General features: G+C 55.9%; 29 protein-coding genes. 1 reads left to right on the top strand and 28 read right to left on the bottom strand.

Features of this window, described 5'->3' with window-relative positions; genetic code table 11:
- Positions 1-97 precede the first annotated feature (97 nt).
- The 21 genes from rplS to CV944_RS00130 form a co-directional block, all read right to left on the bottom strand.
- The gene (rplS, locus tag CV944_RS00230; protein ID WP_014195437.1) at positions 98-448 is read right to left on the bottom strand and encodes a 50S ribosomal protein L19; all 351 of its coding nucleotides are present in this window, start codon (positions 446-448) and stop codon (positions 98-100) included.
- A gap of 135 nt (positions 449-583) precedes the next feature.
- On the bottom strand, positions 584-1,345 hold the full coding sequence (trmD, locus tag CV944_RS00225) for a tRNA (guanosine(37)-N1)-methyltransferase TrmD (RefSeq protein WP_162839645.1): 762 nt from the start codon (positions 1,343-1,345) through the stop codon (positions 584-586).
- Entirely contained in the window at positions 1,345-1,863 is a 519-nt protein-coding gene (gene rimM / locus CV944_RS00220; protein WP_033011151.1) for a ribosome maturation factor RimM, read from the bottom strand. The genes trmD and rimM overlap by 1 nt, the downstream gene beginning before the upstream one ends.
- A gap of 14 nt (positions 1,864-1,877) precedes the next feature.
- The gene (locus CV944_RS00215; RefSeq protein ID WP_055358405.1) at positions 1,878-2,264 is read right to left on the bottom strand and encodes a YlqD family protein; all 387 of its coding nucleotides are present in this window, start codon (positions 2,262-2,264) and stop codon (positions 1,878-1,880) included.
- A 46-nt stretch (positions 2,265-2,310) separates the two neighbouring features.
- Positions 2,311-2,547: a KH domain-containing protein gene (locus CV944_RS00210; RefSeq protein WP_014195433.1), complete on the bottom strand. Its 237-nt coding sequence runs from the start codon at positions 2,545-2,547 to the stop codon at positions 2,311-2,313.
- A gap of 11 nt (positions 2,548-2,558) precedes the next feature.
- On the bottom strand, positions 2,559-2,831 hold the full coding sequence (rpsP, locus tag CV944_RS00205; protein ID WP_033011154.1) for a 30S ribosomal protein S16: 273 nt from the start codon (positions 2,829-2,831) through the stop codon (positions 2,559-2,561).
- Positions 2,832-2,925: 94 nt separating this feature from the next.
- Positions 2,926-4,266 (bottom strand): signal recognition particle protein, encoded by a 1,341-nt coding sequence (gene ffh / locus CV944_RS00200; protein WP_033011155.1) that lies wholly within the window; start codon positions 4,264-4,266, stop codon positions 2,926-2,928.
- 18 nt (positions 4,267-4,284) lie between these two features.
- The gene (locus tag CV944_RS00195; protein ID WP_033011156.1) at positions 4,285-4,617 is read right to left on the bottom strand and encodes a putative DNA-binding protein; all 333 of its coding nucleotides are present in this window, start codon (positions 4,615-4,617) and stop codon (positions 4,285-4,287) included.
- Positions 4,618-4,825: 208 nt separating this feature from the next.
- Positions 4,826-5,815 (bottom strand): signal recognition particle-docking protein FtsY, encoded by a 990-nt coding sequence (ftsY, locus tag CV944_RS00190; protein WP_044741314.1) that lies wholly within the window; start codon positions 5,813-5,815, stop codon positions 4,826-4,828.
- A 15-nt stretch (positions 5,816-5,830) separates the two neighbouring features.
- Entirely contained in the window at positions 5,831-9,394 is a 3,564-nt protein-coding gene (gene smc, locus CV944_RS00185) for a chromosome segregation protein SMC (protein WP_100663727.1), read from the bottom strand.
- Positions 9,395-9,534: 140 nt separating this feature from the next.
- Positions 9,535-10,275, bottom strand: a complete 741-nt coding sequence (gene rnc, locus CV944_RS00180) for a ribonuclease III (RefSeq protein ID WP_033011161.1) — start codon at positions 10,273-10,275, stop codon at positions 9,535-9,537.
- Positions 10,276-10,456: 181 nt separating this feature from the next.
- A complete protein-coding gene (gene acpP / locus CV944_RS00175; RefSeq protein ID WP_033016040.1) occupies positions 10,457-10,690 on the bottom strand; it encodes an acyl carrier protein in 234 nt (77 codons plus the stop codon).
- Between the two features lie 60 nt (positions 10,691-10,750).
- Positions 10,751-11,494 (bottom strand): 3-oxoacyl-[acyl-carrier-protein] reductase, encoded by a 744-nt coding sequence (fabG, locus tag CV944_RS00170; protein ID WP_033011164.1) that lies wholly within the window; start codon positions 11,492-11,494, stop codon positions 10,751-10,753.
- A gap of 7 nt (positions 11,495-11,501) precedes the next feature.
- Positions 11,502-12,443, bottom strand: a complete 942-nt coding sequence (gene fabD, locus CV944_RS00165; RefSeq protein ID WP_044741316.1) for an ACP S-malonyltransferase — start codon at positions 12,441-12,443, stop codon at positions 11,502-11,504.
- Positions 12,444-12,463: 20 nt separating this feature from the next.
- Positions 12,464-13,447 (bottom strand): phosphate acyltransferase PlsX, encoded by a 984-nt coding sequence (gene plsX, locus CV944_RS00160; protein WP_033011167.1) that lies wholly within the window; start codon positions 13,445-13,447, stop codon positions 12,464-12,466.
- The gene (gene fapR / locus CV944_RS00155; RefSeq protein ID WP_033011168.1) at positions 13,431-14,027 is read right to left on the bottom strand and encodes a transcription factor FapR; all 597 of its coding nucleotides are present in this window, start codon (positions 14,025-14,027) and stop codon (positions 13,431-13,433) included. Before fapR ends, plsX begins: the two co-directional genes overlap by 17 nt.
- A gap of 113 nt (positions 14,028-14,140) precedes the next feature.
- The gene (gene recG, locus CV944_RS00150; protein WP_033011169.1) at positions 14,141-16,189 is read right to left on the bottom strand and encodes an ATP-dependent DNA helicase RecG; all 2,049 of its coding nucleotides are present in this window, start codon (positions 16,187-16,189) and stop codon (positions 14,141-14,143) included.
- The gene (sdaAA, locus tag CV944_RS00145) at positions 16,186-17,070 is read right to left on the bottom strand and encodes an L-serine ammonia-lyase, iron-sulfur-dependent, subunit alpha (RefSeq protein ID WP_033011171.1); all 885 of its coding nucleotides are present in this window, start codon (positions 17,068-17,070) and stop codon (positions 16,186-16,188) included. Before sdaAA ends, recG begins: the two co-directional genes overlap by 4 nt.
- 67 nt (positions 17,071-17,137) lie before the next feature.
- Positions 17,138-17,800: an L-serine ammonia-lyase, iron-sulfur-dependent subunit beta gene (gene sdaAB / locus CV944_RS00140; protein WP_047818118.1), complete on the bottom strand. Its 663-nt coding sequence runs from the start codon at positions 17,798-17,800 to the stop codon at positions 17,138-17,140.
- Positions 17,801-17,864: 64 nt separating this feature from the next.
- A complete protein-coding gene (locus tag CV944_RS00135) occupies positions 17,865-19,535 on the bottom strand; it encodes a DAK2 domain-containing protein (protein WP_100663726.1) in 1,671 nt (556 codons plus the stop codon).
- Positions 19,536-19,552: 17 nt separating this feature from the next.
- Positions 19,553-19,915, bottom strand: coding sequence for an Asp23/Gls24 family envelope stress response protein (locus CV944_RS00130; RefSeq protein ID WP_033011178.1), 363 nt, complete (start codon positions 19,913-19,915; stop codon positions 19,553-19,555).
- A 229-nt stretch (positions 19,916-20,144) separates the two neighbouring features.
- Here CV944_RS00130 and rpmB point away from each other — a divergent pair, with 229 nt between their 5' ends.
- Positions 20,145-20,330 (top strand): 50S ribosomal protein L28, encoded by a 186-nt coding sequence (gene rpmB / locus CV944_RS00125; protein WP_033011180.1) that lies wholly within the window; start codon positions 20,145-20,147, stop codon positions 20,328-20,330.
- 39 nt (positions 20,331-20,369) lie between these two features.
- On the opposite strand, the gene spoVM is transcribed toward rpmB, so the two are convergent.
- From spoVM to rlmN, 7 genes are all read right to left on the bottom strand, one after another.
- Positions 20,370-20,450, bottom strand: coding sequence for a stage V sporulation protein SpoVM (spoVM, locus tag CV944_RS00120; RefSeq protein ID WP_033011182.1), 81 nt, complete (start codon positions 20,448-20,450; stop codon positions 20,370-20,372).
- A gap of 83 nt (positions 20,451-20,533) precedes the next feature.
- Positions 20,534-21,184, bottom strand: a complete 651-nt coding sequence (locus CV944_RS00115; RefSeq protein ID WP_033011184.1) for a thiamine diphosphokinase — start codon at positions 21,182-21,184, stop codon at positions 20,534-20,536.
- Positions 21,185-21,298: 114 nt separating this feature from the next.
- The gene (gene rpe, locus CV944_RS00110; RefSeq protein ID WP_100663725.1) at positions 21,299-21,955 is read right to left on the bottom strand and encodes a ribulose-phosphate 3-epimerase; all 657 of its coding nucleotides are present in this window, start codon (positions 21,953-21,955) and stop codon (positions 21,299-21,301) included.
- Between the two features lie 3 nt (positions 21,956-21,958).
- Positions 21,959-22,840 (bottom strand): ribosome small subunit-dependent GTPase A, encoded by an 882-nt coding sequence (rsgA, locus tag CV944_RS00105; protein WP_033011188.1) that lies wholly within the window; start codon positions 22,838-22,840, stop codon positions 21,959-21,961.
- A 4-nt stretch (positions 22,841-22,844) separates the two neighbouring features.
- A complete protein-coding gene (pknB, locus tag CV944_RS00100) occupies positions 22,845-24,821 on the bottom strand; it encodes a Stk1 family PASTA domain-containing Ser/Thr kinase (RefSeq protein WP_063330466.1) in 1,977 nt (658 codons plus the stop codon).
- Positions 24,822-24,826: 5 nt separating this feature from the next.
- A complete protein-coding gene (locus tag CV944_RS00095; protein WP_100663724.1) occupies positions 24,827-25,576 on the bottom strand; it encodes a Stp1/IreP family PP2C-type Ser/Thr phosphatase in 750 nt (249 codons plus the stop codon).
- Between the two features lie 5 nt (positions 25,577-25,581).
- Positions 25,582-26,682, bottom strand: a complete 1,101-nt coding sequence (gene rlmN, locus CV944_RS00090; protein ID WP_033011194.1) for a dual-specificity RNA methyltransferase RlmN — start codon at positions 26,680-26,682, stop codon at positions 25,582-25,584.
- Between the last annotated feature and the right edge of the window lies 1 nt (position 26,683).

Here is a 26,683-nt window from a genome sequence, read left to right as displayed (position 1 = left end):
CTCCCACCTACATGATCATTTGTCCGTTCGGCTGATCGATAGTGAAAAAAGGAGCTTGAAAGCAAGCTCCTTTTCCGCTGTGATCCACCGTTGCCCGTTATTGGGCCGTTTTTTCTTTAATGCGCGCCGCTTTGCCGCGAAGTTCACGCAAGTAGTACAATTTCGCACGGCGAACTTTCCCGCGGCGGATGACTTCCAATTTTGCGATTTTCGGCGTATGCACCGGGAATGTGCGCTCAACGCCGACGCCATAGGACACTTTGCGGACGGTGAACGTTTCGCTGATGCCCGCTCCGCGCCGTTTGATGACGACACCTTCAAACACTTGGATGCGTTCGCGGTTGCCTTCCACAACTTTCACGTGGACGCGCACCGTGTCGCCCGGGCGGAAATCCGGCAAGTCGGTCCGCAATTGTTCTTTCGTGATCTCTTGGATTAAATGATGCATCATTTTCCACTCCTTCCACAGATGTTCATGCCAATGCGTTTGATCATTGCAGCGGAACATCGTTTTCCGTCCTTAAGCGGACTGCTTCAGTCACACAAAAGATATGATAGCATAAACGCCGGGCGCAAGCAATAGTTATTCGCATTGAGAGCCGCTGTTTTCCGTTTCGCGTTCATGTTCCCACTCTTTCAGCCATTGCTTTTGTTTCTCGGTGAGCGGATAGCCGGCGAGCAAATCCGGGCGGCGCAAAAACGTGCGCCGGAGCGACTCCTTCTCGCGCCATTCGGCAATGAGCTGGTGGTTCCCGGAAAGCAAAATGTCCGGCACTTTCATGCCGCGAAAGTCGGCTGGCCTTGTGTATTGCGGATACTCCAGCAGGCCGGAACTGAACGAGTCGTCAACCGGCGACGCTTCGTTGCCGAGCACGCCGGGCAGCAGGCGGACGACGCTGTCGACGATGACCATGGCGCCGAGCTCCCCGCCTGTTAAAATGTAATCGCCGATCGAAATTTCATCGGTCGCCAAATATTGGCGGATGCGCTCATCATATCCTTCGTAATGGCCGCAAATAAGCACCAAATGCTCTTCTTGGGCGAGCTCTTCTGCCTTTTTTTGCGTGTAGCGCTCGCCTTGCGGGCAAAGCAAAATAATGCGCGCGCCAGGCGAGCCGGCTGTCACATGTTCCACCGCGTCGAAAATCGGCTGCGGCTTCAGCACCATGCCGGCGCCGCCACCGTACGGGTAATCATCAACCGTCTTATGCTTGTTGTCGGCAAATTCGCGGAAGTCAACAAGCCGGATGTCCACCGCCCCTTTTTCTTGCGCCTTCTTTAAAATCGACTCATTCAATACGCCGGAAAACATGTCGGGAAACAGCGTCAAAATATCGATCCGCATCATTCAAGCAGCCCTTCCATCGGTCGGATGATGATCGTTTTTTGCGCCGGATCGACGCGAAGAACGACTTCGTCGATGTACGGAATGAGCGCATCGGTGCCGTCGCCGCGCCGGACGACCCAGACGTCGTTCGCCCCCGGCGTTAAAATTTCCCTGACCGTGCCGATCGTTTCTCCTTCTTCCGTTACGACGGTACAGCCGATGATTTCATGGAAATAATACTCGCCTTCCGCGAGTTCACCAAGCTGGCTTTCCGGCACTTTCAGCATCGCTCCTTTAAACGGTTCGACATCGTTGATGCTGTCATAGCCTTCAAACGACAGCAAGTCGAACGATTTATGGACGCGATGGCTTTTCACCGTCACTTCGATCGGCTCGCTGTCGCGTTCGCGGAAAATGTACAGCTTGTTTCCTTTTTTGTATCGCTCTTCCGGAAAATCGGTGCGGGAAATGACGCGCACTTCGCCGCGAATGCCGTGCGTATTGACGATTTTGCCGACGTTAAACCATCGTTCCATTCTTTGCTCCCTCCTTAGCGAATCTCTTTCACGACGCCGTCTTCAACGATAATGGCGCGCGTTTTCGTCACCTCTTCCCAGCGGTCGCCGACGTTCACCTCAATGAGCGCCTCGACTTCCCGCTCTTTCAATTCACTTCCTAACGATAGCATATGTAACTGTTCAAGCTGAAACTCAAGCAGCTTGATTTTCTCCATCCGGTCGTCGATTTCTTTGGCAAAATATTGCTTTACAAGACTAGCCGGGTATTTCCCGCTTTTTTCCATCCGCTTTTGCTCGAAGCGAAGCTGGCCGCACTCGCGCTCCAACTGCTGCTTGCGCGCCGCAAATGCCGCCGCAAGCTCTTGTTTGCTCCGCTCGGTGACAACTTGCCGCACTTCGACCGTTTGAATGAGCTTCATCCCCATCCCCCTTTACGGCGATATCAAAAAAGGGAGAGGAACATCCTCACCCTTTTTCTTTCACGTGCACAATCACCCGCTTGGGCGATCCAGCGGCGGCGGCATAGACGACCGTGCGGATCGCATGGATCGTCCGTCCTTGTTTGCCGATCACTTTGCCGATATCGTCATCGTGCACCGACAGTTCATAGATGACGGCCGTCTCTTCCTCACGGGTTTCGACCGCCACCGCCTCCGGATGATCGACAAGCGCCTTGACGATCGTTTCAATGAGCGGTTTCATGTGCATCCCGCTTATTTGCCGTATTTCAAGTTATGGAACTTCTCTAAAATGCCTTGTTTCGACAGCAAGCTGCGCACCGTGTCGGACGGTTTGGCACCGTTTTGCAGCCATTTGAGCGCCAGCTCTTCATCGATTTTGATTTCAGCTGGCTCCGCAACCGGATTGTATGTGCCGATCGTTTCAATGAAGCGGCCGTCGCGCGGCGAGCGGGAATCCGCCACAACAATGCGGTAAAACGGTTTTTTCTTTGCGCCCATGCGTTTTAAACGAATTTTTACTGCCATAGTTTGTACGCACCTCCGTATAGTGTTCACACAAGATAGTATATTAACAATTCTTTTTCCGTTTGTAAAGGTTTTTCGCTTAACAGAACATCATTTACATAAATGGGAAGCGAAATCCTTTTTTCTTCCCTTTGGGCATATTCGTCATCATTTTCATCATTTTTTTCATGTCATCAAATTGCTTGAGCAGCCGGTTGACGTCTTGCACGGTCGTGCCGCTCCCTTTGGCGATCCGCCTTTTGCGGCTAGCGTTGATGATTTCCGGATGCATTTTCTCCTCTTTCGTCATCGAGCGGATGATCGCTTCGACGCGGGCGATTTGCTTTTCATCGACTTGAATGTTGGAAAGCCCTTTGATTTTATTGGCTCCCGGCAGCATTTTAATCAGTTCGTCAAGCGGTCCGAGCTTGCGCACTTGGCCGAGCTGCTCCAAAAAGTCGTCAAGCGTGAAGGTGGCCGTGCGCATTTTTTGTTCGAGCTCTTTCGCCTTCTCCTCATCAACGGCGGCCTGCGCTTTTTCAATGAGCGTCAAGACATCGCCCATCCCTAAAATGCGGGACGCCATCCGCTCCGGATGAAACGGCTCGAGCGCATCCAGTTTTTCGCCCATCCCGGCGAACTTGATCGGCGCTCCCGTCACGGCGCGAATCGACAGCGCCGCCCCGCCGCGCGTGTCGCCATCGAGCTTCGTCAAAATAACGCCGGTGATGCCGAGCTGTTCATGGAAGCTTTGCGCGACATTGACGGCGTCTTGACCGGTCATGGCGTCGACAACGAGGAAAATTTCGTCCGGCTTGACCGCCTCTTTCATTTGCTTCAGTTCATCCATGAGCGCCTCATCAATGTGAAGGCGGCCGGCCGTGTCGATCAGCACATAGTCGTAATGCTCTTCTTTCGCCCGCTCGAGCGCCTGTTTCGCGATCTCGACTGGATTGGCGTCCTCGCCGAGCGAAAAGACAGGAACGTTCAGCTGTTTGCCGAGCGTCTCCAGCTGCTTGATCGCCGCCGGGCGGTAGACGTCAGCAGCGACCAGCAGCGGCTTCCGGTTATGGCGCTTGCGCAGCAAGTTGGCGAGCTTCCCGGTCGTTGTCGTCTTCCCAGCCCCTTGCAGGCCAACCATCATGACGACCGTCGGCGGCTTTTTGGCGACCGCGATTTTGCTCTGTTCGCCGCCCATTAACGCCGTCAGCTCCTCTTTGACCACTTTAATCACCTGCTGGCCCGGCGTCAAGCTTTTCATCACTTCCTGCCCGACGGCCCGTTCGCTCACCCGTTTGATGAAATCTTTGACGACTTTAAAGTTGACGTCAGCCTCGAGCAAAGCGAGGCGCACTTCGCGCATCATCTCTTTGACATCCGCTTCGGTGACTTTCCCTTTGCCGCGGATGCGGTTCATCACCTGCTGCAAACGTTCGGACAATCCTTCAAACGCCATGGCGGCCACCCCCTTTTTTTAATCAAGTTCATCCAGCTCGCGGACAAGCGCCGCCAATTCGGCGTCAGCGCCGTAATGCCGGCTGATGTAGTCTTTCAGCCGCTCGATGGCCTGCCGCCGCTGTTCATATTTTTGCAGCAGCCCGAGCTTCTCTTCATACTGCTCAAGCATCGCTTCTGTGCGCCGGATGTTATCGTACACCGCCTGGCGGCTCACCTCATATTGTTCAGCAATTTCCCCGAGGGAGTAGTCGTCCAAGTAGTACAGCGCCATGTAATTGCGCTGTTTCGGCGTCAGCAGCGCGTGATAAAAATCATACAAATAGTTCATGCGCATCGTTTTTTCGAGCACCGAACGCTCCCTCCCCCGTTGTTAAGTAAATTCCCTTTACAAGTGAGTGTACTTTGTTTTCCGGCTCTTGTCAAGATGAGGACGATTTTTCCCCCCATAAAAGCAAGGCTGGGGCGCGGTTGGCCGCCAGCCTGGCGGGAAAACACGGATGCAGGCCGCGCCGATGCCGTACGAGCCGCTAAACGGCATGCAACTGGCCAACTAGCCGTTATTGTTCATCGAACAAACCGGCAAACAGTCCGTATACATATTTTTCTGCATCAAACGGCTGCAAATCATCCATCTTTTCGCCGAGGCCGACGAATTTCACCGGGATGGCCAGCTCGTTGCGAATGGCGAGCACGATGCCGCCTTTTGCCGTTCCGTCGAGCTTTGTCAACACGATGCCGGTCACATCGGTCACTTCTTTAAACAGCTTCGCCTGACTCATCGCATTTTGCCCGGTCGTCGCATCAAGCACAAGCAGCACTTCATGCGGAGCGCCCGGGATTTCGCGGCTGATGACGCGCTTCACTTTTTCAAGCTCTTTCATTAAGTTCACTTTGTTTTGCAGCCGCCCGGCTGTGTCGCACAACAACACGTCAACGCTGCGTGCTTTTGCCGCCTGAATAGCGTCGTACATAACGGCCGCCGGGTCGGAGCCGGCCGCCTGCTTAATGACATCGACCCCAACGCGTTCGCCCCATACTTCCAACTGCTCGATCGCTCCGGCGCGGAATGTGTCGCCTGCGGCCAAGAGCACCGATTTCCCTTCCGATTTCAGCTTATGCGCCAGTTTTCCGATCGTCGTCGTCTTGCCAACGCCGTTGACGCCGACGAACAATATGACCGTCAGCCCTCCTTCTTGCATATTCAAGGCGGAAAGCTCGTTGTCATCGGCGCCGGCGCGGTAAATGTCAATCAGTTTTTCCGCGATCACGTCGCGCATTTGCGCCGAATCTTGAATGTTGCGGCGCTTCACTTCCATTTTCAGCTCATCGACCAGTTCCATGACGGTCGCCACGCCGACGTCAGCGGCGATTAAAATTTCCTCCAGCTCTTCGAAAAATTCCTCATCGACTTTCCGGTAGCGGGCGATCAAGTCGTTCACTTTCCCGGCGAGTGAATCGCGCGTTTTCGACAGCCCTTCCTTAAACTTTTCCGTGACGGCATCCGCCTGTTTTGTCCACTTTTCTTTCAACTTTTGAAAAAAGCCCATCGAGGCTCCTCCTTTCTATGACGACACGAGTTGCTTGGAGTCTTCCAAACGGACGGAAACGAGCTTCGAGACGCCCGATTCTTGCATCGTGACGCCATACAGCACGTCCGCCTCTTCCATCGTCCCTTTCCGGTGGGTGATGACGATAAATTGCGTATCGCGGCTGAACCGCTTCAAATATTGGGCGTAGCGCTGCACGTTCGCTTCATCAAGCGCCGCCTCGACTTCATCGAGGACGCAAAACGGCACTGGGCGCACTTTTAAAATCGAGAACAAAAGGGCGATCGCCGTCAACGCCCGCTCACCGCCTGAAAGCAGGCTTAAGTGCTGCAGCTTTTTCCCCGGTGGCTGGGCGACGATCTCCACCCCGGTTTCAAGCAAGTCGTTCGGGTCAGTCAGGCGCAAATCGGCGCGCCCGCCGCCGAACAGCTCGCGGAACACCTCGCCGAAATGAGCGCGGATTTGTTCGAACGTTGAAAAAAACCGTTTTTTCATTTCCTCGTCCATTTCGTCGATCACTTGATGGAGCGTCGCTTTCGCCTCTTCCAAATCGGCTTTTTGCTCGCTCAAAAAACGGTGCCGTTCGGAAACGCGCTCATATTCATCGATCGCTCCTAAATTGACGGTGCCGAGCTCATCGATGGCGCGCTTGATCAGCTTCACTCGCTTGCGCGCCTCTTCGGCCCCGATTTCAAGCGGATAGGCCAAACGGGCCGCCTCAAACGACATTCCATACTCTTCGCCAAGCCGGGTGAGCAAGTTATCAAGCTCAACGTCCAGCCGGTTCAACTTCACTTCTTCGTCTTTGACCACATCGACAAGCTGTTTATGCTGGCGCTTCGCTTCTTTCCATTCCCGCTCCAAATGCTCAAGCCGGCCTTGGCAGTCAAGCCGCTGTTCGCGGCGGCTGGCGATGAGTTCAATCGTTTTTTGCTTGTCTTCTAGCTTTTGCTGCCGCTGTTGCTCCAGTTCGTCCTCGTTCCAGGACGGCGCGTTCATTTCGGCGGCAAGGGCGGCGCGCTCCCGTTCGGCTGCTTCGAGCTCGCGGGCCGTTTCAGCCAATTCCGTTTCAAGCTCCTCCACTGTCCGCCGCGCGTGTTTCACCCGTTCTTTCGTCTCGGCCAAAGCGACTTTTTGTTCTGTGATCGCGGCTTGCAGCGCTTCTTTTGTCGTTTGCTCCGTCTGTTTTTGCGCCTGCAGCCGGCTGATGTCGTCGTCAATCGCTTGCAGCTTTCCGGCAAGCTGCTCAAGCTGTCTGTCAACGGCGACGAGACGGCGGTTGAGTTCCGCCGCTTCACGCTCATCGTTCGCTTTTTCTTCATCGTACAGCGCGAGCCGCTCGTCGATCCGCTTTTTTTGCCAGTCGAGTTCGCGTTGTTCGTCTTTTTGCGCCTGCAACGACTGCTGCAGCGCCGCCATCTTCTCTTGCAGCGCAGCCGCCTCCCGTTCCCGCTCCGCCCGCTCTCGCTCTTTCCCTGCGATATCGCGCTCGAGCCGGGCGATCGTTTCATCCATTTCACGCAATTTGGCAGCCATCGCCTCGAGCTCGCGGGCTCGGCCCAACAGCGAAGCCGTCTTTTTCGCCGCCCCGCCGCCGGTCATCGCGCCGCCCGGACTGACGACATCGCCGTCAAGGGTGACGAGCCGATAGCGGTACTGAAGGAGTTTGGCGAGTTCATTGGCTCCTTTTAAGTCCGCCGTGACGATGACGTGGCCAAGCAAATGGGCGATCGCCGCCTGGTGGGCGCGATCGTACTCGACCAGCTCGCTTGCGATGCCGACAAACGCCGGATGGCCGCTGATCATCGCCCGCTCCCGCTCCGACAGGGCGCGCGCTTGAATGACGTCAAGCGGCAAAAACGTCGCCCGCCCATGGCCGTTCGCTTTCAAATAGTGGATGGCTTGCCGCGCCGCCGCTTCGCTGTCGACGACGATGTGCTGCATCGCGCTGCCGAGCGCCGTTTCGAGCGCCGTTTCGTAGCGGTCCGGCACGCGGATCAGCTCGACGATTGCGCCATGAATACCGGGAAGCCGGTCGCGCGCTTTTAATACTTCCTTCACCCCTTGGAAAAAGCCGGCATAATCGTGTTGCATCTCTTCCAGCCATTGCTTGCGCGCTTTTGTTTGCTGCCGGTATTGACGCGCCTGCTGCAAAAGCGACTCATTCCGTTCGAGCTCCGCCTTTTGTGCCGCAAGTGCGGCCGTCATATGAGCCAGCTTCCCGCTCGTCTCAGCGATGGCTTGTTCAAGGCGGGACTGCTCAGCGCGCGAAGCCGCCAGTTTTCGTTCTATCTGCTCGCGTTCAGCAAGATGGTGGCGGTTCGCTTCGTCGAGCGCCGCCCGCTTGGCCTGCAGCTTGCCGATCGCCTGCTCCACATGCGTGCGCTCGTTTTTCAACGCCGCTTGTTCGTGGACAAGGTCGATATAATCGCCCTTTCGCCGCTCGATCTCCTCCTCAAGATCAACCTCATACTCGGAAAGCGACATTTGTTTCTCTTTCAGCTCTTTCTCCAGCGCCGCGGCAGCGCCCTCAAGCCGGGCGAGCTCAGCCCGCTCTGCACGGAGCCGTTCGGCCAGGCGGCGCTGTTTCGCCGTTAAAGCGGCGGCAGTCTCCTCAAGCTGCTCTTTCCGCTTTTCTGCATTTTTTTTCCTCTCTTTTAACACTTCCTTCCGGCCTTCGAGTTTTTCAAGCTCCTCGCTTGCCAACAGCAGCACTTGCTGCAGGCCGTCGATCGACTCGTCAATGGCCGCCATTTGGTCGCGCAGCTGTTCGATATGGGCTTCCATTTTGTGCAGCGCCGCCGCCAGCGCTCCTTCCTCTTGCTGGTGCCGATCAAGCGCTTCCTTCAGTCCGCTCCATTGCCGGTGCAGCTCCTCGATGTCGTGCACCATAAGCGCCACTTCAAACCGCTCGAGCTCCTCGCGTTTTTCCAAATACTCTTTGGCGATTGACGCCTGCATCCGAAGCGGTTCAAGCTGCTGTTCGAGCTCATGCAAAATGTCGTTGACGCGATGCAAGTTGTCTTGTGTTTCCGCAAGTTTTGTTTCCGCCTTTTTTTTGCGCAGCTTGTATTTCAAGACACCGGCCGCTTCTTCAAAAATCGTACGCCGCTCTTCCGGCTTGCTGCTTAAAATTTCTTCGACCCGGCCTTGGCCGATGATCGAAAACGCCTCCTTGCCAAGCCCGGAGTCCAGAAACAAATCGACAATATCTTTTAAGCGGCACGGCTGGCGGTTGATGAAAAACTCGCTTTCCCCGGAGCGGTAAACGCGCCGGGTGATGCTCACCTCTTGATACTCAAGCGGCAAAAAGCCATCTTCGTTGTCGAGCGTGATCGTCACTTCGGCGACATTCAGCGGCTTGCGCGAGTCGCTGCCGGCGAAAATGACGTCTTCCATTTTTGCCCCGCGCAGCGATTTCGCCGACTGCTCGCCGAGCACCCAGCGGATCGCGTCGGTAATGTTGCTTTTGCCGCTTCCGTTCGGGCCGACAACCGCCGTGACACCGGGGACAAAATCAATCGATACGCGGTCGGCGAATGATTTGAAGCCGATCACATCTAACCGTTTCAGGAACATGATACAATGCTTCACCATCTTTCCGCTTTGATCTCGGCCCGCCGGAGCGGACCGGGACAGGCTGCTGTTTTCAATATACCACCACAGTGCGTCGAGAAAAAATGTTCATACAAAAAGACTGACGTAAAAGCGCCAGCCTTCTATGGCCGCTCGGCAGCCCGCAGCGTCTCAAGCGCCATTTGTGCCGCATGCTGCTCGGCTTCCTTTTTGGAGCGGCCGACACCGATGCCGAGCTCTTGGCCGTTTAACGCCACGCGGGCGACGAACTCTTTGTTGTGGGCCGGTCCTTTTTCTTCCAAAATGGTGTATTCAAGCGTCCCGCTGCCGTCGCGCTGCACGAGTTCCTGCAGCTGGCTTTTAAAATCCATCACATGAGAAAAAGCACCTTCATCTATTTTGGGAAAGATCGTTTGCCCTAAAAAATGGAGGACCGCCTCCATTCCTTGATCCAAATAAAGGGCGCCGATAAACGCTTCAAACACGTCAGCCAAAAGCGCCGGGCGCGTCCGTCCGCCGGTCAGCTCCTCGCCTTTGCCAAGCAAAACGAGTTCGCCAAACGACAGGGCGTTGGCAAATTTCACAAGCGACGGCTCGCAGACAATGGCCGCCCGCAGCTTTGTCAACTGCCCTTCGCTCATATGTGGGAATTTTTGAAACAAATATTGGGAAACGGTCAGCTCCAGCACGGCGTCGCCCAAAAACTCGAGCCGTTCATTATCCTCGTGGAGCCGCCGCCGATGCTCATTCACATACGATGAATGGGTGAACGCTTGCATCAACAGCTTTTCATTTTGGAAGGTGATCCCGATTTTCCTTTGCAGTTCTTGAAACTTCGCCCGCCTTTTTTCGTGGATGCGTTCTTTGTCTTTTTGTTTTGACATAAAAATGCCCTCCGACTTCGTTCCAGACAAAACTGGCCGTATACTATCCTTTATTATATCCGTTCACCATCCCGCTACGCGAGTGGCAAAGGCGCCTTTTTTCCGCGGCTAGGTCCCGTGCGCCTCTTAAAAAGCAGAGAAAGCCCCGTTCGGAGCAACGGGACTTTGCAAAAAAGCGGGATTACAGATGGCTTTTTATGTAGTTCACAGCATCTCCGACTGTGACAATTTTTTCCGCTTCTTCGTCGGAAATTTCCATGTTGAATTCGTCTTCGAGCTCCATGACCAATTCGACGATGTCGAGCGAGTCAGCACCCAAATCGTCTTTGAACTTCGCCTCGAGCGTCACTTGCGATTCGTCAACCCCGAGCCGGTCGACGATGATTTTCGTGACACGTTCCAATACGTCTGCCATTCTGTTCACCTCCCTTCATGATTATAGTCGATTCTCAGGGAAAATACTAGCCGCCTTTTGTTACGGCATGACCATGCCGCCATCAACGTGAAGCGTCTGGCCGGTCATGTAGCCGGCGGCGTCGGACGCGAGAAACGCCACAACGCGGGCGACGTCATCCGGCTCGCCGAAACGGGCGAGCGGAATTTGTTTTAACATTTCCCCCTTCAATTCCTCGCTGAGCGCTTCGGTCATATCGGTTGTAATGAATCCCGGTGCGACGGCGTTGACGGTGATGTTCCGGCTGGCGAGTTCGCGCGCGGCCGTCTTCGTCAATCCGATGACGCCGGCTTTGGCCGCCACGTAGTTCGCCTGCCCAGGGTTGCCGATGACCCCGACGACGGAGGCGATGTTGATGATCCGGCCGCCGCGCTGCTTCATCATCGGCCGTGTCACAGCCTTCGTACAAAGAAATACCCCTTTTAAGTTCGTATTAATCACCGCATCCCATTCTTCTTCTTTCATCCGCATGAGCAAATTGTCGCGCGTAATGCCGGCGTTGTTCACCAAAATGTCGAGGCGGCCGAACTGGTCGAGCGCTGTTTTCACCAAGCGCTCCACCTCCTCCGCCCGGGCGACGTCCGCCTGGACGGCGATCGCTTCGCGGCCGAGCGAGCGGATCATCTCAACGACTTCATTCGCTTTTGCCTCGCTGCCGGCATAGTTGACAACGACGTTCGCCCCTTGACGGGCGAGCTCCAAGGCAACCGCCCGGCCGATGCCGCGCGACGCCCCGGTAACGAGGGCGATTTTTCCTTCAAGCATTGTTTTGTTATTCTCCTTTCAGCGCCGCAATGGTCGTTTCCAAGGAAGCGAGATCGTTTACCGCATAAACACGGGCGTTGCGGTCGATTTTTTTCACGAGGCCGGACAACACTTTCCCCGGTCCGATTTCGACAAACGTGTCGACCCCAAGCGCCAACAGCGTGCGCACCGACTGTTCCCAGCGCACCGGCGAATAGAGCTGTTCAATAAGAAGCCGGGCAATGTCCTCTTTCTTCGTCACCGGCTCGGCCGTTACGTTGGCGATGACGGGAACAGCAGCATCTTCAATGGCCAGGCTGTCAAGAACAGCCTGCAGTTTTTCCGCCGCCGGCTTCATGAGCGACGAATGGAACGGTCCGCTCACTTCCAGCGGAATGACGCGTTTCGCGCCGCGCTCTTTCGCCAACTGCCCCGCCTTTTCCACTCCCGCTTTCGAACCGGAGATGACGATTTGCCCCGGGCAGTTGAAATTGGCCGGCTCAACCGGATGGCCTTGGGCGGCAATTTCGTTCGTCACCGCTTCGAGCGCCTCTGCCTCCATCCCTAATACGGCAGCCATCGTCCCTTCGCCGGCCGGCACCGCTTCATCCATCAGCTCGCCGCGGCGGCGCACCGCATAGACAGCGTCGGCAAACGACATGGCGCCGGCGGCCACGAGCGCCGTGTATTCACCCAAACTATGGCCGGCGACGTAATCGGCCTTCAAGCCTTCTCCGTCTACGAGCTGAAGCAAGGCGATGCTGGCGGTCAAAAGCGCCGGCTGGGCGTTGTACGTCAGCGTCAGCTCAGCTTGCGGCCCGTTGAACATGAGCGAAGAAAGCGGAAATCCGAGCCGCTCGTCAGCCGCCTCAATCACCGCACGGGCGCGGGCGTCGCGGTCGGCGGCGTCCTTGGCCATGCCGACCGTTTGCGACCCTTGTCCCGGAAATAAAAAGGCGATTTTACCCATTTTGCTTCCTCCTTTATCCATTATGCCCGCTCGAGCTCCGCTTTGATCGTGCCAATGACATCATGGGCCACCATCTCGCGCGCTTGGCGGACGGCATGGAAAATAGCGTTCGCATCGGATGAGCCGTGCGCTTTAATGACCGGAGCGTTCAAGCCGAACAACGCCGCCCCGCCGTATTCGGAGTAGTCCATCATCTTTTTCAGTCCGGCGAGCTTCGGCTTGAGGACAGCGGCGGCGAGTTTTGCGACCGCGCCGCTTGTCAGCGTCTGCTTGAGCAACGAAAAAAGCGCCATCGCCGTTCCCTCGATCGTTTTTAAGGCGACATTGCCGGCAAACCCATCAGCGACAACGACATCGGCCACGCCATTCAGCAAATCGCGCGCCTCCACATTGCCGATGAAATGAAGGTTCGTTTCTTTCAGCAAGGAGAACGCCCGCTTCACGGTTTCATTCCCTTTTTGATCTTCGGTGCCGACGTTGAGCAGGCCGATGCGCGGCTTGGCGATGCCCCGCACTTGTTGGGCATACACGTGCCCCATAATCGCATATTGCTGCAAATGCTCCGGGCGGGCGTCGACATTGGCGCCGACATCCAAAAAGACAAACCCCCGCCCGTCCAGCGTAGGCAATGTCGGCGCGAGCGCTGGCCGGTCGATGCCGGCAATCCGCCCAACGACAAACAGCCCAGCCGCCATCAACGCACCAGTATTGCCGGCCGATATGCACGCGTCAGCGCGCCCTTCTTTCACTTCTTCCGCCATGCGCACCAACGACGAGTTTTTTTTGCGCCGCACAGCCCGCACCGGCTCATCGGTCGCTTCAATCACCTCATCGGCATGGAGGATCGACAGGCGCCCTCCGTCCGGCACATGCGGACGGATTTTCGCTTCGTCGCCGATAAGCGTAATATGAATGTCGGGAAAATGCGCGGCGGCTCGAGCCGCCCCAAGGACGATTTCGCGTGGAGCATGGTCGCCTCCCATGGCATCAATCACGATGTTCATTGCTGTCGCCATCCTTTTTCTCTATGTTTGAACGATACATTTCGAACGTTCCGGAAAACACGAGCTCTTGGCCGACGTAGCTGTTTACGTCGACAATCGTGCGCCCGTTCGCCGTTTTGCCGGTCACCTTCGCCTTCGCCACCACCCGTTCGCCTTCCTTGACTTGACGAACAAAGCGGATCGTCGCTTTCGCCGTCAGCGCCAATTCGTCATGGATTACGGCAACGGCGAGCGAATTCGCCTGGGCGAACAAATGATGGCCGCGGGCGATGCGGGTGCGCCGGAACACATGATCTTCTTTCACATCGAAAATGGAAATGGCGCTCTCATCCGGCTCAATGTCGATAATATCGCCGATCACTTCCTCAAGCGGCAGCGCCCGCACTTTATCCGCGAACGACTGGCGGGCGACATGTTTAATGCGCTCGCGCAGCTCCGGAATCGACAGTTCAAGCCGGTCGAGGCGGATCGTCTGCACGCTGACTGAGAACTTTTCTGCCAGCTCTTCGTCGGTAATAAACGGATTTTCCCGGATCGTCTCCTGCAGCAGCCGTTGCCGTTCGCGTTTGCTTTTTCTCATCGATTCGTTACACCGTCCGGTTTTATGACTAGGTACTAAAAGTAATATATAATATCAAAAAACGGAATGCAAGCAGAAAAAGTGAAAAGCGGCCACATTTTGCCGCCTGCCTATTAATCTAGCTTTTCTCCATCGAGCACGCCGGACGCCTCAAGTTCGGCGCGCAGCCCCGCGTACGCTTCATCACGCCAAAACGCCGTCGTCGACACGAGTTTGGCGGCATCGCGGCGCGCGACTTCCAAGATGCGGTAATCATGCACCGGATCGCCAAATTGAAACTCCGGAAGCCCGCTTTGTTTCGTGCCGAAAAAATCGCCTGGACCACGCAGCTCCAAATCCTTTTCCGCCAGCACAAACCCGTCCGTCGTCTCCGTCATGATGCGCATCCGTTCTTTGCCGACTTCCGATTTCGGGTCGGCAATTAAAATGCAGTATGACTGGGCGTCCCCCCGCCCGACCCGGCCGCGCAGCTGATGAAGCTGGGCAAGTCCAAACCGTTCGGCGTCATAGATGACCATCACGGTGGCGTTCGGCACATTCACCCCGACTTCCACGACCGTTGTCGAAACGAGCACATGAATGCGGTTTTCACTGAACGCTCGCATCACCGCTTCTTTTTCATCGGCCGACAGCCGGCCGTGCATGAGGCCGATCTCATATTTCCCGCGGTAGTAGTGGACGAGCTGACTATGAACATCAATGGCATTTTGCACATCCAATTTTTCCGACTCTTCAATAAGCGGACAAATGACGTACGCCTGATGCCCCCGGCGAAGCTCTTTTTCGATAAAATCGAGCACACGCGCGAATTGATGATGCTTGACCCAATACGTTTCCACTTTCTTCCGCCCGGCCGGCATTTCGTCGAGCACTGATACGTCCATATCGCCGAACGCCGTGATCGCCAGCGTGCGCGGAATCGGCGTCGCCGTCATCATCAGCACGTCCGGGGCATGCCCCTTTTCGCGCAAAATGCGACGCTGCTCGACGCCAAACCGGTGCTGCTCATCAGTAATGGCGAGGCCGAGCCGGCGAAACTGTACACCTTCTTGAATCAACGCGTGCGTCCCAATGACGATGTCGATCGCCCCTTCCTCCAATTCCGCAAGCAGCTCTTTGCGCCTCTTCCCTTTCACGGAGCTTGTCAACAGCGCCAGCGTGACATCTGTGCCGGCAAACAGGTCGGCGAGCGAGCGGGCATGCTGCTCAGCCAAAATTTCCGTCGGCACCATCAGCGCTCCTTGAAAGCCGGACAATACCGCCGCATACAGCGCCACGGCGGCCACGACCGTCTTGCCGGAGCCGACATCGCCTTGCAAAAGACGGTTCATTTGCCTTGGCGCCCGCATATCGGCCAAAATCTCCTTGATGACGCGCCGCTGGGCGTTCGTTAATGAAAACGGCAAAGCGGAAAGAAACGCCGCCAGCCGCTCTTCGGAAAACGAATGGGCGACGCCGTGCTGCCCGTCGCGCACAATTCGCCGAAACGCCTGCATTTTCAGCTGGTACAGCAAAAACTCTTCATAGACGAGCCGGCGTCGCGCCTGGTGCAACTCTTCACGCGAGCGCGGAAAATGAAGGGCGCGAACCGCCTCCTGCTTGTCGACAAGACGGTAGGCGCGGCGCAAAGCGGGCGGCAGCGGGTCGGGAATGTGCGCGCCAAACTGGGCGAACGCCGCCTTCATGAGCCGGCGCATCGTTTTGACCGTCAGCGGGCTGCGCACCGAATAGACCGGTTCAATGCCGGCCGTCTCCGGGGCGGCCCCGAAACGAAGCTCATAGGCGTTGATCGCCTGCCGGTGCCGGTCCCATTTGCCGATTACGGTCACCGTTTCATTGAAGGCGAGTTTTTCTTTCAAATACGGGCGGTTGAAGCAGACAACCGTGATTAAATAGCGGCCGGAAAGCAGGCGAAAGGAAAGGCGCGACTTTTTTTTTCCGTAATACGTTACAAGCGGGGCGCTGTGCACCTTCCCTTCCACTGTCACTTTTTCTTCATGGCGGGCGGCGGCTAGATCTTTTTGTTCGTAATCGTCATACCGGTACGGCGCATACATGAGCAGGTCGCCGACGGTTGTGATGCCGATGTCGGCGAGCGCCGCAGCCGTTTCTTCACCGATGCCTTTGACCGCCGTCACCGGCTGTTGCATCGTTTCGTTCACTTCGATGCCGCAGAAGCGCCGAAAATGCGGGCCGCGATGGCGCGGCCGGTCGGCGTCGCGGCCAACCCCCCTTGCGCAGTTTCTTTCAGCGCCACCGGCATGGCCGCGCCGATGCGATACATCGCCTCGATCACTTCATCACACGGAATGCGGCTTTTTACACCGGCCAGCGCCATATCAGCAGCGATCATGGCGTTGGCCGCCCCCATCGCATTCCGTTTGACGCACGGCACTTCGACCAAGCCAGCGACAGGATCACATACTAATCCTAGCATATTTTTTAAGGCGATCGCCATCGCTTCGGCTGCTTGAGCAGGCGTTCCGCCGGCCAGCTCAACGAGCGCCGCAGCCGCCATGCCGGCTGCCGAACCGACTTCGGCTTGACAGCCGCCGGCCGCCCCTGAGATGGAAGCATTGTTGGCGACGACATAGCCGAACGCCCCAGCGGTGAACAAAAATTCGACCATTTCTTTTCTCGTCGGCTTCAACCGCTCTTTCACGGCAAACAGCGTCCCGGGGACAACGCCGGCTGAGCCCGCTGTCGGCGTCGCACAAATGACGCCCATGGCCGCGTTCACTTCATTTGTCGCCATGGCTTTGCTGACGGCATCCAAAATCGTTTCCCCGGACAAAAAGCGGCCCTGCTCGATATAGCGCTGCACCCGCACCGCATCGCCGCCTGTCAGCCCCGAGCGGGAAACGACTCCTTGCAGCCCTCTTTCAACAGCCCGCTCCATCACTTCGAGGTGGCGCTCCATTTGCGCCATAATCTCCTCCCGGCTGCGCCCGCTCACTTCGACTTCTTGGCGGATCATCACCTCAGCGATTTTGATTTGCTCTTTTTCCGCCAATGCAACAAGCTCGGCAACATTGCGAAACATTCTCTTTTCCCCATCCTTCCTGTCCGTCATCATGGCTGTCTTCGCAAAATATGGAACCGCTTTCGATTTAATCAACGAGTTTGGTTACTTGAATAATGTTAGGCAGCTGCTCCAACTCTTGCAAAAGCTCGTCGGTCAACGGTTGATCGACTTCGATCGTCATCAGCGCTTCCTTCCCTTTTTCCTTGCGCGATACTTCCATATGGCCGATATTAATGGCATGCTTCGCCAGCGCGCTGGCCACCGCCCCGATCGTCCCGTAACGGTCGTTATGCATGATTAATAGCGCTGGGTGATGGCCCGACAACTTTAACTCGAACCCGTTTAACTCGATGATTTCAATTTTCCCTCCGCCAATGGACACGCCGACAAGCTCAAGCTCCCCTTTTCCGTCGCCAATGCGCACACGCGCCGTGTTCGGGTGATGCGGAATCGCCTCTTCGGCGGAAAACGAGACGTCCATTCCCGCAGCCTGAGCGATCGCCAGAGCGTCCGGGATGCGCTCATCAAACGTATCAAATCCAAGCAACCCGGCGACGATGGCCACATCGGTCCCATGCCCCCGGTACGTTTCGGCAAACGAGCCGTAAAACGAGATGCGCGCCCATTCAGGCTGTCTTCCAAACAGCTTGCGCGCGACGAGGCCGATGCGAGCCGCCCCGGCGGTATGCGAGCTTGACGGTCCGACCATCACCGGGCCGATGATGTCAAAGACGCTTTTATATTTCATCGGTGCCTTTCCTCCGTTCGCATAAAAAATAGAAGGGAATGCTCCCTTCTATTATTTTAACATATTATTCGACGGAAATGATAAACGGATAGAGCGGCTGCCGACCGTTGTGCACTTCGACTTCCACTCCATCATATTCCGTTTCCAGATAGGCGACAACAGTTTCCACTTCCACTTCGGTCGCATCCTCGCCGTACAAAATGGTGACAATTTCACTTTCCTCGTCAATGAGCGCATCAAGCAGCCGCTTCGTCACGGCCAACTTGTCCTTATCGGCGACGACGATGCGGTCATCGAACAGCCCCATGTAGTCGCCTTTTTCGATTTCGACGCCATCGATTGTTGTATCGCGCACGGAAAACGTCACTTGCCCCGTTTTCACCCGCGAAAGCGCCGCCGTCATCGCCCGCTCGTTTTGCTCGGCTGACTGCGCTGGATTGAACGCCAAGAGCGCCGCCATGCCTTGCGGAACGGTTTTCGATGGGATGACGATCACCTGCCGCTCGGAAAGCTCGGCCGCTTGTTTGGCCGCCATCACGACATTTTTGTTGTTCGGCAGCACGAACACCGTCTCCGCGTTGACGCGGCGAATGGCCTCCGCGATTTCTTCGGTGCTTGGGTTCATCGTCTGTCCGCCTTCAATGACCGCGTGCGCGCCGATGCTTTGAAACAATTCGGCCACGCCGGCGCCCATCGCGACGGCAACGATGCCGTACGGCTTCGCTTCTTCCGCGCCGGCTTGCAGCGGCCGTTCCGCCTCTTTGCCGACGATGTTGGCATGCTGTTCGCGCATGTTTTCAATTTTAATGTTGATGAGACTTCCGTAGCGCTGGCCGTAGGTCAACACCTCGCCCGGCGTTTCCGAATGGATGTGCACTTTGACAAGCTCGTCGTCGGCGACGACAAGCAAAGAATCGCCAAATCGGCTCAAGTCGCGGCGAAACACTTCTTCGGAAAACGGATGCTGGGCCAGTTTGTCCTTCTCAAACCGAACCATGAATTCCGTACAGTAGCCAAACTCAATTTCGTCGGTATGAATATGGCTTTGCACGCTTTGATGATGAGCCATCTTTACAAGCTCTTCCATCGGCACTTCGGCGGGAGCGGTGCTGACAGCTTCTCCTTTCAAAGCGGCAAGGAATCCTTCGTACACGTACACAAGCCCTTGGCCGCCGCTGTCGACAACCCCGACTTCCTTTAAGACCGGCAGCAGCTCCGGCGTGCGCTTGAGCGCGGCTTTCGCCTCCGCAAGCGCCGCTTCCATCACCGCTACGACATCGCGATCTTTTTTCGCTGTTTCAATTGCCTTGCGCGCCGCCTCTCTCGCTACGGTGAGGATCGTTCCTTCGACCGGCTTCATCACCGCCTTATAGGCCGTATCGACCCCCGCTTGCAGGGCGGCGGCAAATTCGAAGCCATCCACTTGCGGTTTGCCTTCCACCGCTTTGGCAAACCCGCGGAACAACTGCGACAAAATAACGCCGGAATTGCCGCGCGCCCCCATCAACAATCCTTTCGCCAGCGCCGCGGCGACGTTGCCGATATGGTCGGAGGCATGCGCCTTCACCTCTTTCGCTCCGGACGTCATCGACAAGTTCATGTTTGTTCCTGTATCGCCATCTGGAACCGGAAAGACGTTCAGCGCATCGACCGCCTTGGCGTTGTTCGCCAAATGCGCGGCTCCTTGCTGCACCATATCGGCAAACCGTCTTCCGTCAAGCGTCCTCATTGCCACCGGCTGATTCCCCCTTACTACGGATTCACCACCCGAACCCCTTGGACGTAAATGTTGATGGACTGAACCGCCAATCCAAGCGTCTGATCGAGTGTATATTTCACTTTCGACTGCACATTGTGGGCGACTTCGGAAATTTTCGTCCCGTAACTGACGATGATGTACATGTCGATATGTACTTCGCCGTTTTCCTCGCGGACGATAACTCCTTTGGAAAAGTTCTCACGGCGCAAAATTTCCGACAGCCCGTCGCGAATTTGATTTTTCGACGCCATTCCGACAATGCCGTAGCAATCGACGGCCGCTCCCCCGGCAATCATGGCAATGACCTCATTGGCAATTTCAATGCGCCCATATTTTGTTTGCCATTCAATTGACATGTTCGTTCCCCCTTTGCGTATCTCGCACAGCTACCCCCATTGTACTATAACGTTTTCTGTTTTCAAAGCGCTTCCCGGCCGCCCACTAGTATTATTTAGCCGAAAACTGAAATATATGTCAAGGACATTTTCTTGAAAGAGAAAGAGCGCGTCTATTGCAATCCCTTCCGTTGTATGATAAATTATAATAGTGTTTTTAGAGGGATGTAAAAGCAAGGAGGGAAAAACGATGGCGAAATGCTTCATTACCGGCAAGAAAAAATCGTTCGGCAACACACGTTCGCACGCCATGAACGCCAGCCGCCGCACGTGGAAAGCCAACTTGCAAAAAGTGCGCATTTTAGTCGACGGCAAACCGAAACGCGTTTGGGTTTCGGCGCGCGCCCTGAAATCCGGAAAAGTGAAACGCGTCTAACCGTTCAACAAAAAAAGCACCAAAAATGGTGCTTTTTTCTTACCCTTTTTTAAACGCGTTCAACACCGCCCGCACAATTCCGCCTAAAAATTTCGGCAGCTTGATCGTATAAAACTTCATCCCGATTCCCTCCTCACACCCGTCATATCACGCGCTTCCCGCCATTTTCTTATCCAGTATATTCCGTTGCTGACCAATCGCAACTACGGACAGCCGGCAAAATCGCTGCTCCTTATCATCATTAATATGCCTTCCGAAAACGAAAAAGTACCGGAAGATTGGATAAGTTCGTTACTAATACATAGTGTGGAACCGCGGGAAATATGACAGTCGGCCAATGGATATTTAAATCCAATAAGCGTGAGCCCCGCCACCGTTTCAGAAATCGGGATGTAAGACACATAGCGGTATCGATCGTCGCGTGTGATCGTATGCACGCCGGGCAGATGGACGGTCAACACATTTTGCCGGTCGACGATTTCAATCGGCCGGCCGGCGTATTTCAGCAACAGCTCGACATTGCCAAACAGATGGTCAAGACGTCCGCCGGTGGCGCCAAACAGACGGATGTGGCAGGCGTCCTGTTCCACCGCCCAATCAAGGGCGATCTCCATATCTGTTTTGTCTTTTTCTGCCGGCCATATTTCCAAATCCGGAAGCATTTGCTGAAGCTTGGCCACTTCTTCAGCCGGCACGGAATCGAAATCGCCAAACGCCCGCACCGGCTGGAGGCCGGCTTCAAGCAGCGCCGTTGTGCCGCGGTCGACGCCGACCCAATGCACATCCGCGCCGTCATAGCGGCGCAAGCTAGGGAGAAGCTCACGCGGGCCGCCGCCGACAATATGGATCACCATTCCCCTTCCCCCTTCGCCTTTTTCAATAAGAAAAAGCCTTGTTTCGCCTTGCCTGGCTTTTCCGGCGCTCACCGCCTACCGTTGCAGCGGCTGCCGGATGCAAGAGCCCGTTCTCTACTTGGCGCACGCTTCTCGCAAAGCGCGAATGGCCGCCGCCCGGTCCGCCTCATTGTAAATGGCCGACCCGGCGACGAGCACATTCGCCCCGGCTTCGGCGCAAAGCGGCGCTGTTTTCGCGTTGACGCCGCCGTCCACTTCGATGTCCAGCGCCTTGTTTTGTTCGCCGGCCAAACGGGCGACTTCGCGAATTTTCGGCACGACGGACGGAATGAACGCCTGCCCGCCAAACCCCGGGTTGACTGTCATCAATAGGACAAGATCGACGTCGGCGATGACATGGCGGATTGTCTCAACCGGCGTATGCGGATTCAACACGACCCCGGCCTTGACACCTTGCTCTTTAATAAAGTGAATCGTCCGGTGCAAATGCACGCACGCCTCGGCGTGGACGGAGATGATGTCCGCCCCGGCTTTGGCGAACGCCGGAATGTATCGGTCAGGGTCGGCGATCATTAAATGAACGTCAAGCGGCAGCTTCGTCACCGGGCGAATGGCGGCAACGACCGGCGGCCCGATCGTGATATTCGGCACGAACCGTCCGTCCATGACATCGACATGAAGCCAATCGGCTCCGCCTTCTTCCACCGAATGGATTTCCTCGGCCAAACGGGCAAAATCAGCTGACAAAATCGATGGCGCAATTCGAATCATCGTTCAATACCTCGGCTTTCGTTCTTTCATTTCCGCAACAAAACTTAAATAATGGTCGTAGCGGTACGGCGGAATGTCCCCGGCCTCAGCCGCCTCGCGGACCGCACATTTCGGTTCGGCCACATGAAGGCAGCCGCGGAACTTGCACCCTTCTCCGTATTCCCGGAATTCCGGAAAATAGCGCGGCAGCTCGTCAAGTTCAATATCGTCGAACTCGAGGGCGCTAAACCCCGGTGTGTCGGCGACGAGCCCGCCGGCCACCTCCAGCAGCTCGACGTGGCGGGTCGTATGTTTGCCGCGCCCTAAATGGGTGGAAATATCGCCGGTTTTCAGCCGCAAATCCGGGCGAAGCGCATTTAACAGCGATGACTTGCCGACGCCGGACTGTCCGGCAACGACCGAGACGCGGCCGCGCAGGTGCGCCGCCAGCTTATCGAGGCCGTCTTTTGTCACGGCCGACGTCTCAATCACCTCATAGCCAATGCGCCGGTAATCACCTGCATAACGGGCGATCGCGTCTTTCGCCTCGCCATCGAGCAAATCCATTTTGCTAATGACGATAATCGGCGCAATTTCCTTCGATTCGATTAAGACGAGAAAGCGGTCCAACAACTTGGCGCTAAAGTCCGGGCTTACGGCAGAAAAAACTAAAATCGCCTGCTCGACGTTGGCGATCGGCGGCCGCACCAGTTCATTTTGCCGCTCGCGAATGTCCAAAATGTAGCCTTCCGTCTCGCTTGTCGCCGTAAAGACGACGCGGTCGCCGACAAGCGGCGTCACTTTTTGCTTGCGAAACACACCGCGCCCGCGGCACTGAAACACATTCCCTTCCGAGAGCACGTAATAAAATCCGCTCAACGCTTTGATGATTTGCCCTTCTGCCATAGCCTCACTCCTTTTTTCCGCCGTGTTCTGGATATGGAATCGATCCTTCGTCTTTGACAACATTGTTGACAATAACGCGATAATACGCCGTCTCCCCGTATGGAATTTCAAACTCTACGATCTCCGTGGCCGGCCCTGTCAGCCGGTACGTTTTATATGGCGTTGTCATGTTATGGTTCGCATCTTGAATGTAAAGCTGGGCTTCCACCACCTGTCCGTTTTCCGCCGGCTCGTATGGGATGACGATTTCTTTGATGACCGTTTTGGATGGTTTCGGCTCCGGGCCGCGGGAAATGACGACCGTAACAGTCTCGCCTTTTTCCACCTGCTCATTGGCTGCCGGAGTTTGCGAGATGACAAGCCCTTTCGGCACTTCATCGGAATACTCGTACTTCACTTCAATGCGCAGCCCTTGGTCTTCGCCGTAGTCGCGCACACTTTTTTCCGTATAGCCGCTCAAGTCTTTGAGCGTTACGGTTTCCGGACCGAGGCTGACCGTGAACATCACTTCCGTTTCGCTCGGCACGACTTCATCGCCGGCGTACGGATATTGATCCAAAATCGTCCCTTCCGGCTTATCGCTATGGCGGCCGTTGCGCGTAATGCGAGTGAACCCTTCCGCGCGCAGCTCCTCCTCGGCGGTCGAAATATCGTCGCCGATAAAGCTTGGAAACTCGATTTTCTTTTTGCCGGCGCTCTTATAGATGACAATGCCGGCCCCTTGCTTCACCGTCATTCCGGCTTCCGGGTCGGTGCGCACGACTTTTCCTTCTTCTATTGCATCATCTTCGACATCGATCGTGTCTTTGATTTCCAAGCCGAGCGCCGACAACTGTTCAACAGCTTCGTCATAGTCTTTATTGACGACATCCGGCACCGTCACTTCCTTTGGAAAGAACACGTCCGGAATCCATGTGAGCGCGCTCACGCCGGCCGCTCCAAGCAATAGGATGACGGCGGCAAGCCAGGCGATCCAGACCCGCTTCCGTTTCGGCTTCGCCTTTGGCTCGTCATCCGCTTTGGCCGGCCCGTTCGCCTTTTCCTCATAGACAAGCGTCTCCGGCTCAAGCGCGGCGCTTTCCGGATGTTTTATGATCGGGATGGCCTTCGTCGCTTCATCGCCGTCATCCGGGATCGTGAATTTGGCCTCGTTGCGCCGCCTCGGGTCCAGCGCCGTCCGGATGTCCTCGTTCATGGCGCGCGCCGATTCATAGCGGTAAAACGGGTCTTTCGCCGTCGCTTTTAAAATAATATTTTCGACGCTTTGCGGAATGTCGGGATTCCACGCCTTGGGCGACGGCGTTTCCGCCTGCAAATGCTTCAGCACGATCGAAACGGCCGATTCGCCGGAAAACGGCAGCCGGCCAGTGACAAGCTCAAACATGACGATGCCAAGCGAATAAATGTCCGACTTTTCAGTGGCAATGCCGCCGCGCGCCTGCTCCGGCGACAAATAATGAACCGAACCGAGCACCGAGTTCGTCTGTGTAATCGTCGTTCCGCTCATCGCCACCGCGATGCCGAAGTCGGTCACTTTCACGTTGCCGTGCTCATCAAGCAAAATGTTTTGCGGTTTAATGTCGCGGTGGATAATGCCGTTCTCATGGGCATGGGCGATGGCCGACGTCAGTTGGTCCATGATGCAAAGCGCCCGCTCGACCGGAAGCGGGGCATGCTGCTGAATGTACTGTTTCAGCGTCGAACCGCGCACATACTCCATCACGATATAATAAAGGCCTTCTTCCTCGCCGACGTCGTAAATCGGCACAATATGCTCATGATTTAAGCTCGTCGCCGCCTGCGCTTCGCGGCGGAACCGTTTAATAAACCGGTCGTCGTTGGCAAAATCAAGGCGGAGCACTTTCACGGCGACATCGCGCTCCAAAATGATGTCGCGGGCCAAATAGACATTCGCCATGCCGCCGCCGCCGATCAGGCTGATGATTTTGTAGCGGTCGTTCAATCGCTTTCCGATAAGCACGCCGATCACCCACCTTCACGTTCCACTGAAAAATCAACGACTGCAAGCGAAATGTTGTCTTCCCCGCCCCGCCCGTTCGCCAATTCGATGAGCGCCTGCGCTTTTTCTTCAAGCGCGCCGGCACCGGTCAAAATTTGCACGATGTCTGCCTCGGGCACTTTGTTTGACAATCCGTCCGAGCATAGCAGGAGCATATCGCCGTCATCGATGGAAACGGTTTTGATATCGACCTTCACGGCCGGTTCGGTGCCAAGCGCCCGCAAAAGCACGTTTTTGCGTGGATGGTGTTCGGCGTCCTCTTTGGAAATTTGCCCGCTTTTGACCAGCTCATTGACAAGAGAATGGTCATCGGTCAACTGTTGAATTCCGTTTTGGTTCAATAAGTAGCAGCGGCTGTCGCCGATATGCGCGATGGTGGCAAACGGCCCAGCGCAAATGGCGCCGACGACCGTCGTTCCCATCCCTTGGCATTCCGGATGGGAGAGGGCGTAGCGAAACAGCCGCTCATTGGCGGCTGCGATCTGCACTTTCAGCCACTGCTCCGCCTCAGCCGGCGAGGAAACGCCCGGCGCTTGCTCCCATTGCTCTTGCAAGTGCGCCACCGCCATCGCGCTCGCCACATCGCCGGCGCGGTGACCGCCCATTCCATCGGCGACAACCGCGAAATATTGGCCGCTTTCGTTGACAAATACACCGCCGTTGTCTTCGTTATGCTCGCGAATTTGGCCGATATCAGTTCGGAAAACGGCTCGCATCCGATTCACCTCGTCTCTTCTTTCCGCTCCTTCGCGCGAAGCTGTCCGCAGGCGGCATCGATGTCGTGTCCGTGTTCGCGGCGAATGGTGACGTTGATTCCATGTTTTTTCAGCGCCCGTTCAAAGGCAAAAATTTGGTTGCGCGGCGTGCGCACATAATTTCGCTCCGGCACATAGTTGACCGGAATCAAATTTACATGGCATTTCAGCCCTTTAAGCAGCTCGGCCAGCTGCTCGGCATGCTCAAGTTGGTCATTCACTCCGCCGAACAATCCGTACTCGAACGTCACGCGCCGTCCAGTTTTTTCAATGTAGTATCGGACCGCCTCCATGAGCTTCGGCAGCGGATACGCCTTATTAATCGGCATCAGCTTCGTCCGCAGCTCGTTCGTCGGTGCATGCAGCGAAATGGCGAAATTGATTTGCATGCCTTCGTCAGCAAATTGATAGATTTTCGGAATAATCCCGCTCGTTGACACGGTGATATGGCGGGCGCCGATGTTCAACCCTTTCGGATGGTTGACGATGCGCAAAAATTTGATGAGCGCATCGTAATTGTCAAACGGCTCGCCAATGCCCATCACGACGATGCTGCTGACGCGCTCATTGGTCTCATCGAGCGCCTTTTGCACGTGTACAACTTGAGCGACGATTTCGCCCGCTTCCAAATGACGCTTCAGCCCACCGAGCGTCGAGGCGCAAAACGTGCAACCGATGCGGCAGCCGACTTGGGTCGTCACGCACACCGAATTGCCGTAGTTATGGCGCATGAGCACGGTCTCGATCGAATAGCCGTCATGGAGCTCAAACAAAAACTTGATCGTCCCATCTTTGGACGTTTGCTTGACAATCGTTTTGAGCGTCGTGATCGAAAACGACGCCGCGAGCTGTTCGCGCAGCCGTTTCGGCAAGTTCGTCATCTCGGCAAAATCGGTGACGCGCTTTTCATACAGCCATTCGTAAATTTGTGTGGCGCGAAACGGCTTTTCGCCTTGAGCAGCAAGCCATTCTTTCCACTCGTCAAGCGTGAGCGAATAAACAGACGGCAACGATGGCGGCTGCCCGCCGCTGGAGGCCCGGCGGACAGCGGTCTGGACGATTTCCACT

Source organism: Geobacillus sp. WSUCF-018B (genome assembly GCF_002809985.1).
Taxonomy (GTDB): domain Bacteria; phylum Bacillota; class Bacilli; order Bacillales; family Anoxybacillaceae; genus Geobacillus; species Geobacillus thermophilus.
The sequence above is the reverse complement of the archived record's forward strand: the minus strand, read 5'-3'. Positions and strand labels throughout refer to the sequence as shown.